Origin of the sequence: Methylobacter sp. BlB1 (assembly GCF_015476545.1) — a bacterium.
In the GTDB taxonomy this organism is placed as follows: Bacteria; Pseudomonadota; Gammaproteobacteria; order Methylococcales; family Methylomonadaceae; genus Methylobacter.
On record NZ_JADMKV010000219.1, the window covers coordinates 1 to 617 of the forward strand.

The following is a 617-nucleotide window of genomic DNA, read 5'->3' on the forward strand; positions in this document are numbered from 1 at the left end:
GTACTGTACGACTGGAACGCCACCGATGCCGACTATCCGCGGGACCGCTGCCTGCATGAACTGTTCGAGGCGCAAGCGGCACAACAGCCCGATGCGGTGGCGCTGGTATTCGAGGATCAGGCGCTGAGCTACGCCGAACTGAACGCCCGGGCCAACCGCCTGGCGCACCATCTGCGCCGTTTAGGCGTAGGCCCCGATGTTCTGGTCGCGGTCTGTACAGAACGCAGCCTGGAAATGGTGGTGGGCCTGCTGGGCATCCTGAAAGCCGGCGGCGCTTACGTGCCGCTGGACCCGGCCTATCCGGAAGACCGCCTGGCTTACATGTTGACTGATGCCGCGCCCCAGGTGCTGCTGACGCAAGAGCGGCTCAAAGGCATCCTGCCCCAGACGCAGGCCCATACGATCGCCTTGGACCGCGACTGGGGACGGATCGGCGAGCAGCCGGATACGAACCTGGCACCACAGTCGTTGGGCCTGAAGCCGCGCCATTTAGCTTACATGATCTACACCTCCGGTTCGACCGGCCAGCCCAAAGGCGCCATGAACGAACACCGCGGCGTGGTCAACCGTCTCAACTGGATGCAGAAAGCCTACGGCCTGACAGCGGACGATGCCGT

Annotated in this window: 1 protein-coding gene; it reads left to right on the forward strand. The window is 64.0% G+C overall.

Going from position 1 to position 617, the window contains the following annotated elements; all coding sequences use genetic code 11:
- Positions 1-617 (forward strand): AMP-binding protein (locus tag IT781_RS22115; protein ID WP_194972320.1); only part of this gene is annotated, 617 nt, incomplete at both ends.